Origin of the sequence: Oceanobacillus sojae, from assembly GCF_007991515.1 — a bacterium.
GTDB classification, from domain to species: domain Bacteria; phylum Bacillota; class Bacilli; order Bacillales; family Amphibacillaceae; genus Oceanobacillus; species Oceanobacillus sojae.
This window is the reverse complement of the sequence record NZ_BJYM01000015.1, coordinates 138,059-146,932: the sequence shown is the minus strand read 5'-3', so window position 1 is coordinate 146,932 and position 8,874 is coordinate 138,059. Positions and strand designations below refer to the sequence as shown.

Genomic DNA, 8,874 nt, shown 5'->3' with positions numbered 1-8,874 from the left:
CCATTCCATACAATGAAATTCTTAACGACAATATTTCTTTAGAGCACGAAGCAAAAGTTTCCAAAGTATCTGAGGAACAGCTTTTCTATCTGATGAGCCGCGGTTTATCAGAGGAAGAAGCGACAGAAATGATTGTTATGGGCTTCATTGAACCATTTACAAAAGAACTTCCAATGGAATATGCTGTTGAAATGAACAGATTGATCAGCTTCGAAATGGAAGGTTCCATCGGATAAAAAATTGTAAAAGCTAAAATAAAAAATGACTGCCAGGTTATATGCGGCAGTCATTTTTTATTACCAAACAAATAAAATAAAATGATATTTATACATTTTAGACACATAATCTATTTTGTAAAATATAAAAAATAACATAGTATTCAGTATTTTAATTATCTATTATTATCATTTATTAGTTGTTTGAAATACATATAAGCTTCATTCATACCAAATAATGCAGTATTCAACCTCTTTTTTCTTCCATTTGCAGCATAAATAATGATAGGCTAATTAAAAGACCTTATGATAGAGTCAGGAAAATAACAGGAGGAATCTAGGAATGAAAAAAATTTTATTAGCACTATTCATATTTTTATTTGCAGGTGTGTTGACCGCATGCGGTGGAGATGAAGATGCAGCAGAAACTGAAGATACAGCAGATGAAGCTGCAACAGAAGAAGAGACAGCGGGCGAAACCGATAATGAAGAAGAGAGCGGCGAAGGAAAAGGCGGTTTCTTATGGAAGGTGGAATCTGGTGATACAGAAATGTATTTGCAGGGAACGATTCACTTAGGAAACGATGATTTCTATCCATTAGATCCGGCTATTGAAGAAGCGTTTGATAGTGCAGATGTTGTTCTGCCTGAATTTAATTTACTGGAGGAAACGCCTTCACAGCAAGAAATATTAGAATATGCTACATATGTAGATGACAGTACACTGGAAGAAGAACTGCCGGAAGAAACATATGAGGAGCTTGCATCTATTTTTGAAGAGAATGGATTGGATTTAGAAACAATGAACGATTTTCAGCCATGGTTCGTGGAGATGATGCTGCTTGAACTTGTGACCATGACGAGTGACGTCGACTCACAATCTGCTGTCGATCTATATTTTCTTGAAAAAGCAACAGAGGAAGGGAAAGAAATTGTTTCTTTAGAAAGTGCGGAAGAACAATTTGAGGTGCTTAGCGGTTATTCCATGGAAACCCAAATACAGACATTGGAACTAGCAGTTGAGAGTTATGATGAGGCTGCTGAAGAGATGGAAGGGCTGGCTGATGCATGGCTTGAGGGAAATATCGAAGCAATGGAAACGATGTCCGATGGTTATGAAGAAGCAGGCATTAATGATGAATATATGGAAGAGTTGAATGATAAACGGAATATTGATATGGCAAACAGCTTGGATGAAATTTTACAGGAAGACAGCGGTCAGGTTTATTTTGTCTTTGTGGGGACGGCTCATTTCACCGTTGATCCAAGTATTATAACGGAGCTTGAAGACAAAGGCTATGAAGTAGAGCATGTTTATTAAATCAGATCTAAAATATTCAAAAATCTCGTAAGTATTCGCAGACTTACGAGGTTTTTCTATAATAAAACGAAATTATAGAACGTTTTTAACTGAAGCGGAAATGATAAAGCAAAAAATTATAGAGATATTTTAAAAAGTCATAAAATGTACATTTGAACTCCCTTGCATCTTCATTTAATATTTAACTATATATAGTAATGTTTTTATCTTGTTATACTATATATAGTTTTGGGTAAGTTAAATAGAAATACATCGAAAACATGAAGAAATGAATGGATGGAGAAGAATAGGGAGGCATAGAAAATGGTAGAAATAAAAGAAGCCCCTGCAAGCACAAATATAGATTTAATGCAGGATTTTAAGGATATTGTATCCAGCTCTAATCAGGATTTAATCCAGGAAAATGCAAATGTTGACGGAAAATCACCGTGCGGACAAATGAACAAATTTGCCGGTGAGAGCGCTAAATTTTATGCAAAACAAAATATGCTGCGTCCGGAAGCAAGGCAGGCAATGGAGGATAACTATATTCATATTCATGATTTAGATTACATGCCTACAGGAACAGCGACCTGCTGTCAAATCCCTTTGGGAAAATTATTGAAAAAAGGATTTAACACAGGGCATGGACATATGCGATCCCCGCAAAGCATTATGAGTGCGATGGCATTGGCGGCAATTGTTTTTCAAAGCAACCAAAATCAGCAGCATGGTGGTCAGAGTTTTCAAGCATTTGATTATGATTTGGCTCCCTATGTGAAGAAATCCTATGAAAAACGGCTTCATAAATTACAGCAATATCAGCTTCCCCTTGATCAAAAGGAACTGGAGAAATTAGCTTGGAATGAAACAGATCAGGAATGTTATCAGGCGTGTGAAGCATTCATACATAATTTGAATAGCCTCCATTCCAGAAGCGGCGGTCAGGTTCCATTCACGTCTATTAATTACGGGACAGATACAAGCAGGGAGGGAAGACTGATTATAAAAAATCTGCTTTTAGCTACACAATCAGGATTGGGAAAAGGAGAGACCCCTATTTTTCCAATTCAAATTTTTAAAATGAAAAAAGGGGTTAATTTTTACAAAGGCGATCCAAATCATGACTTGTATCAGTTAGCTCTCGAAACAACGGCAAAACGGCTTTTCCCAAATTTCAGCTTTATTGATGCACCGTTTAACTTAGCTTATTATGAAGAAGGAAATCCTGATTCAGAAGTAGCTTATATGGGCTGCCGTACACGTATTATGGCAAATCGGCATGGAGAGGAAAACAGTGTAGGACGTGGAAATATTTCGTTCACCAGTATTAATCTAGTAAAAATAGCTCTTACAACTTCAACCATGGAAGCATTTATGCAGAAATTAGAGGATTATGCAGAAATCGTCATTCGCCAATTATATGAACGGTATTTATTTCAGACGAATAAACTTGTGAATAATTTCACTTTCTTGCATGGAGAAGGCGTCTGGACAGGCAGTGATGAGCTTAACTCTGGAGATAGATTAGAAAAAGTGCTGAAGCAGGGAAGCTTGAGCGTTGGTTTTATTGGTCTGGCAGAGTGTTTAAAAGTATTGATAGGCAAGCATCATGGAGAATCAGAGCAGGCACAGGAGCTGGGGGAAGAGATTGTTTCCTTCTTACGGAAGAAATGTGATGAGGCTTCGGAATGTTATGATTTGAATTATTCGCTGATTGCAACACCTGCAGAAGGCTTAAGCGGCCGTTTTACGAAACAGGATCAAAAGGATTTTGGAAGAATAGAAGGAGTTACAGACAGAGATTATTATACGAACTCTTTCCATATTCCTGTATACTACCCAATCCGTGCTGTGGAGAAAATAAAACGGGAAGCAGTATATCACCCATATACAAATGCCGGCCATATCACTTATATCGAAGTGGATGGAGATATCAGCAAAAATGTAAAAGCAATCGATACACTTGTAAAAACGATGGCTGAGAGCGGAATCGGGTATGGCAGTATCAATCATCCAGTCGATCGCTGCAAAAGCTGTGGCTATACAGGAATGATTGATAATGAATGTCCAGCTTGCGGGATAACCGATGAAAGGCAATTTGACCGGATTCGGCGTATTACCGGCTATCTGGTAGGAACAATGGATAAATGGAATACTGCTAAGGCATCTGAAGAGCATGACAGAGTGAGGCATGTCTAATGGAAACGGCGAGAGTATTGTCTATCTATCATGATTCTGTTGTCGATGGGGAAGGACTGCGTACGGTTATATTCTTTGCTGGCTGCCCTCATTACTGCAAAGGATGTCATAATCCAAGGTCATGGAATTTGCGAAATGGCAATGAAATAAGTGTACAGCAGATTGTTGAGGAAGCTTTGAACCCTTTAACAGATATTACATTAAGCGGCGGAGATCCATTTTACCAGGCGGAAGCTGCGGCAAATGTTGCCAGACAATTGAAAGCACATGGTAAAAACATATGGGCATATACGGGCTGGACAATAGAACAACTGCTTGAAAATAAAAATTCGCATCAGCTGGAGCTTCTCAAATATGTAGATGTACTGGTGGATGGTCCATTTATTTTAGCTGAACGGGATTTAACCCTATCGTTTCGCGGGAGTCGGAATCAGCGGATTATTGAAATGAAGAATATATTAGAGTGATATAGCAAGAAAAAACTGATCTGAGATAAATAACGTCCAGATCAGTTTTTAATTGGCTGAAAATGATAAGCCCAACTGGATACAATGAAAACCTACATAGGTTTTCTAAAGTTGCGATGTTTCCTTTTGTGTAATTTTACAAGCTTTAAAGAAAAAATAAGTATATAATTACTTTCATAGCAGCAGAGTAAGTAAGTTGATTTATTTTGAGAGTCCAAAAGAATGTGAAGATATTGTAAAGAATCCATCTTACCTGCAGTGAACAGGTTTCAATCTAATAAAAAAAAGGTAATAGCTCAAAATAGAGAAAAATAGTTTAATTTGCTAAAATACGTTAAAAATAGGGATGAGATTTGATGATGCATGTAGAATTAGCAATAACAGCATCAGATAACTAAAAAACGAACAGGCAGGGAGCTATGGAGATGGAAGCATATCAGAAAAAGACAGCAGACGTTCTCGAATCAGTCGATTCTTCGCAGAAGGGTTTATCAAACAAAGAAGCAAAAGCAAGGCTTGAAAAATATGGATATAATGAAATAGAGGATAAAGAAAAAGTTCCGACATGGAAGCTTTTCCTGGAGACCTTTAAAGATCCAATGGTTATTGTTCTGTTAGCGGCTGCCGTAGTACAAATTCTAATTGGAGAATGGGTAGAGTCTCTTATTATTTTTCTTGTACTGTTAATCAATTCTGTGATCAGCGTAGTACAGACGAGAAAAGCAGAAAGCTCACTGGAAGCATTGCGGGATATGTCCGCACCGGAAGCCAAAATTATGCGGGATGGTACAGAAAAAACGATTGCTGCAAAGGAGCTTGTTCCCGGAGATATCGTCTACCTGGAGGCAGGAGATTATGTTCCTGCTGATGGACGTGTGATAGAGAGCGGTTCTTTACGGGTAAATGAGGGAATGCTTACCGGCGAATCGGAGGCTGTAGAAAAGCATACCGAAGTGATTGGAGAAGAAGCTGCTTTAGGAGACCGCCTGAATATGGTGTACAGCAGCTCCTTAGTTGTTTATGGACGGGGTACTTTTGTTGTTACCGGAACAGGAAGTAAAACAGAGGTTGGTAAAATCGCCGATATGCTTTCCACAGCAGAGCAAAAGGAAACACCATTGCAGCAGAAATTAAACAGCTTCAGTAAGAAGCTTGGTGTCGGTATCCTTATTTTATGTATTGCCATTTTTGCTGTTCAGGCAGCACGCATCTGGTTCGGTGACAGCGATGCTGATACAACAACGGCATTATTAAATGCCTTGATGTTCTCCGTTGCAATTGCTGTTGCAGCTATTCCCGAGGCACTACAATCTATTGTTACCATTGTTTTATCCGTTGGTACGAATAAAATGGCAAAACAGCATGCAATTATTCGTAAGCTTCCGGCTGTGGAGACACTTGGTTCGACACGTATTATCTGTACGGACAAAACAGGCACATTAACACAAAATAAGATGACAGTCACGGATGATTTTTTACCGTTTCATAAAAATGAGCGTTTACCTGAAAACCCCAATGATTGGGGGAAATCTGAGAAATTACTTGTCTATATTGCAGCACTTTGTAATGATTCCTATATTAATCAGGATGAGCAGGAGATTGGAGATCCGACAGAAGTTGCTTTAATTCAATTTGCGGATAAACATGCTCACAGCTATCAGGAATTACGAAAAAAATATCCAAGAGAAGCAGAGCTCCCGTTTGATTCAGACCGTAAGCTAATGTCCACTGTACATCATATTGATGGGGAAAGACTGTTATTTGTTAAGGGCGGGCCGGATGTCATGTTCCATAGAGCCGGTTATGTGCTGTTGGATGAAGAAGAACAGCCGTTGACAGATGATTTGCTTGAGCGCTTTGAGGGAGCAAATGAAGACTTCTCCAATCAGGCATTGCGTGTACTTGCTTATGGTTATAAACGTTTGTCAGAAGATCAGACGGAGATTGCTTATGAAGATGAGAAGGATTTTGTATTAGTCGGTTTAACGGCAATGATGGATCCGCCAAGAGAGGCTGTATATGGATCTATTGAAGAAGCCAAATCAGCAGGAATCCGGACAATCATGATTACAGGAGACCATAAAACGACAGCACAGGCAATCGGCAGAGATATCGGTCTGATGGGAGATAATGATATTGCCATTACAGGAAGAGAGCTCGATAAGATGTCAGATAAGGAATTAGAGGCCAAGCTTGAGCAAATTTCTGTTTATGCCCGGGTATCACCTGAAAATAAAATAAGAATTGTACGCGCCTGGCAGCAAAGAGGTGCGGTAACGGCAATGACAGGTGATGGAGTGAATGATGCTCCTGCTTTAAAACAGGCAGATATCGGCATTGCCATGGGAAGCGGTACAGATGTATCCAAAGATTCCTCTGCAATGATTCTGACCGATGATAATTTTGTTTCTATTGTTAATGCTGTTCAGGTTGGAAGGACCGTATTTGATAATATAAAAAAAGCAATCGGCTATTTATTTGCAGGAAACTTAGGCGCAATCATTGCTATTCTGTATGCTGTTATCTTTAATCTGCCAAATCCATTTACTGCCTTACAGCTCTTGTTTATAAACTTAGTAAATGATTCACTGCCTGCGATTGCACTCGGAGTAGAGAAATCTGAAGCAGGTGTTATGAAGCGGAAGCCGCGTCCGGTTAATGAAGGGATCTTTGCCGGTGGTACCCTGCAGACTGTTTTGACAAGGGGGATTTTAATTGCAACTGCTGTTATTATTTCCTTCTATATTGGCCTGTCTCATTCAAATGAAATAGGCGTAGCGATGGCATTTACTACATTAATTATGTCACGTACGCTGCAGACCTTTGCAGCACGTTCGAATACGCAGACATCGGTTAAATTAGGCTTTTTCTCGAATAAATATGTAATTGGAGCTGTAGTATTAGGGTTTGTTTTATACTGCATTACCCTGCTGCCATTTGCCAGAGAGGTATTTAATATCCCTCCTGAATTTGGTTTAACAGAATGGGGAATCGCTACTGGTTTAGCTGTAGCCGGAGTAATTTGTATGGAAATTGCGAAAGTGTTTTTTAAAAAACCTTCAAAAGCTGAATAGATGATAAAGACCTTCTACATTATACCGTTTTAATGCGGGGTAGAAGGTCTTTATAATTATGAAGGCTGGTATGAATCCGTTTTACAGAATGGAAATATATCAAAAAGGAATTGGAAAACAAGCAATTTACAGGTATAGTAAATAATATTAATAAATCAGCTGCTTAAAATAAACTAAGAAAAAATTACATATTTGATAATTGAAAACTGCCAGTGGGAGGAGAAATGAACCGCAGATATAATGAATAAGAAATAGTGGTAATAGAAAGAAAGGGGCATACATAAAGCATGGCGTTTATTAGTGACTTCATTATTTATATAATTATGGCATGTGCCGTTATAGGTGCATTTGCAGCGATAAAAAATGCGGAGACAGGGCTTGGAAGAGAGTTTATGGAAGGTTTTTATGTGATTGGCCAGATATTTGTTCCATGCGCTGGAATTATGGCTTCCATCCCCTACTTATCGCAGTTTATTTCCACGGTAATCGGCCCTTTTCTTAATCAATTTGGAATTGACTCTGCCATTGCAGCAACCTCCATGATTGCTGTGGATATGGGAGGCTATCAATTAGCGGACGTATTGGCTGAAACAAGGGAATCATGGATTATCGCCATGGTTATCGGTTATTTTTTAGGACCGACGCTTACGTTTTTGATACCGGTCGGACTAGCCCTTGTTAACAAAAAGGATTATAAATATATGGCCTTGGGTGTGATGGCTGGAATTTTAACCATCCCGGCAGGAATTCTGGTATCTTGTTTATTTATTGCCATTTCCAAACCGGAAATCAGAGAGGCTGTTTCAACGAATGCACCGTCTTTATACCCGTTATTGTTAAGCTTTTCGGAAATTCTAATTACAATGGTTCCGCTGATTATCTTTGTTCTTCTTTTGGCAATAGGCTTAAGACTGTATCCAGATAAGATGATCAAAGGCTTTTTAATTTACGGGAAACTTTTAGATACAGGTATTAAATTAGTTTTGGTGTTTTCCATTGTGGAGCACTTTACAGGCTTTTTCAGCTTTGTGTTTGGCGGCTGGGGATTCGATCCTATCATCGCAGATTCAGAGGATACCTTTAGAGCTCTAGAGGTCGCCGGCTATATCGGCATCATGCTTGCCGGCTCATTCCCGTTTATTTATTTGTTCAGAAATCTATTTGCAAAACCGCTTCAAAAGCTGGCAAAAGCTTTGGGGATGCAGGAAATCGGAAGCATGGGTCTGGTAGCATCCGTAGCAAATACATTGGCGATGTTCCATATGGTGAAGGACATGCCTGCCAAGGATAAGGTAATAAATATTGCATTCTCTGTCTGTATCGCTACTGTATTTGGTGATCATTTATCATTTACAGCCAATTTCCAGCCCAATTTAATTTTGCCGATTATGCTGGGGAAAATTGTGGCAGCTTTCCTTTCTGTTTATCTGGCATTTAAATTATCTGTTCCAAAGGCTGTTCAGCTAGAGAAAGAGGATGAACAGTAAGCGGAAAGTGAATAATTTTTTCAGGTGAAAACTAGTTTGTTTTTCGTGCTAATGTAAAGTTCCCGTTAATTTTTTGCGCAATCAGTAATTAAAAGTCCGGCTTCATGATATACTTAATTACTTAGAAAA

General features: G+C 38.8%; 6 protein-coding genes. All 6 read left to right on the top strand.

Features of this window, described 5'->3' with window-relative positions; genetic code table 11:
* Window positions 1–236: SufD family Fe-S cluster assembly protein (locus tag OSO01_RS17270; protein WP_186813692.1), on the top strand; the 236-nt coding region annotated here is incomplete at its 5' end.
* Between the two features lie 322 nt (window positions 237–558).
* The gene (locus OSO01_RS17265) at window positions 559–1,536 is read left to right on the top strand and encodes a TraB/GumN family protein (RefSeq protein WP_147211686.1); all 978 of its coding nucleotides are present in this window, start codon (window positions 559–561) and stop codon (window positions 1,534–1,536) included.
* A 303-nt stretch (window positions 1,537–1,839) separates the two neighbouring features.
* Window positions 1,840–3,717, top strand: a complete 1,878-nt coding sequence (locus OSO01_RS17260; RefSeq protein WP_147211685.1) for an anaerobic ribonucleoside triphosphate reductase — start codon at window positions 1,840–1,842, stop codon at window positions 3,715–3,717.
* Complete coding sequence (gene nrdG, locus OSO01_RS17255) at window positions 3,717–4,184, top strand: anaerobic ribonucleoside-triphosphate reductase activating protein (protein ID WP_147211684.1); 468 nt, start codon at window positions 3,717–3,719, stop codon at window positions 4,182–4,184. The genes OSO01_RS17260 and nrdG overlap by 1 nt, the downstream gene beginning before the upstream one ends.
* 425 nt (window positions 4,185–4,609) lie before the next feature.
* Entirely contained in the window at window positions 4,610–7,258 is a 2,649-nt protein-coding gene (locus OSO01_RS17250) for a cation-translocating P-type ATPase (RefSeq protein ID WP_147211683.1), read from the top strand.
* 287 nt (window positions 7,259–7,545) lie between these two features.
* Window positions 7,546–8,745, top strand: coding sequence for an ethanolamine utilization protein EutH (gene eutH, locus OSO01_RS17245; RefSeq protein ID WP_147211682.1), 1,200 nt, complete (start codon window positions 7,546–7,548; stop codon window positions 8,743–8,745).
* Window positions 8,746–8,874: the final 129 nt, after the last annotated feature.

Bases quoted from the DNA above. Each gene is read 5' to 3' on its own strand.
- OSO01_RS17265 (WP_147211686.1), top strand. From the start codon at position 559: ATGAAAAAAATTTTATTAGCACTATTCATATTTTTATTTGCAGGTGTG.
- OSO01_RS17260 (WP_147211685.1), top strand. From the start codon at position 1,840: ATGGTAGAAATAAAAGAAGCCCCTGCAAGCACAAATATAGATTTAATG.
- nrdG (WP_147211684.1), top strand. From the start codon at position 3,717: ATGGAAACGGCGAGAGTATTGTCTATCTATCATGATTCTGTTGTCGAT.
- OSO01_RS17250 (WP_147211683.1), top strand. From the start codon at position 4,610: ATGGAAGCATATCAGAAAAAGACAGCAGACGTTCTCGAATCAGTCGAT.
- eutH (WP_147211682.1), top strand. From the start codon at position 7,546: ATGGCGTTTATTAGTGACTTCATTATTTATATAATTATGGCATGTGCC.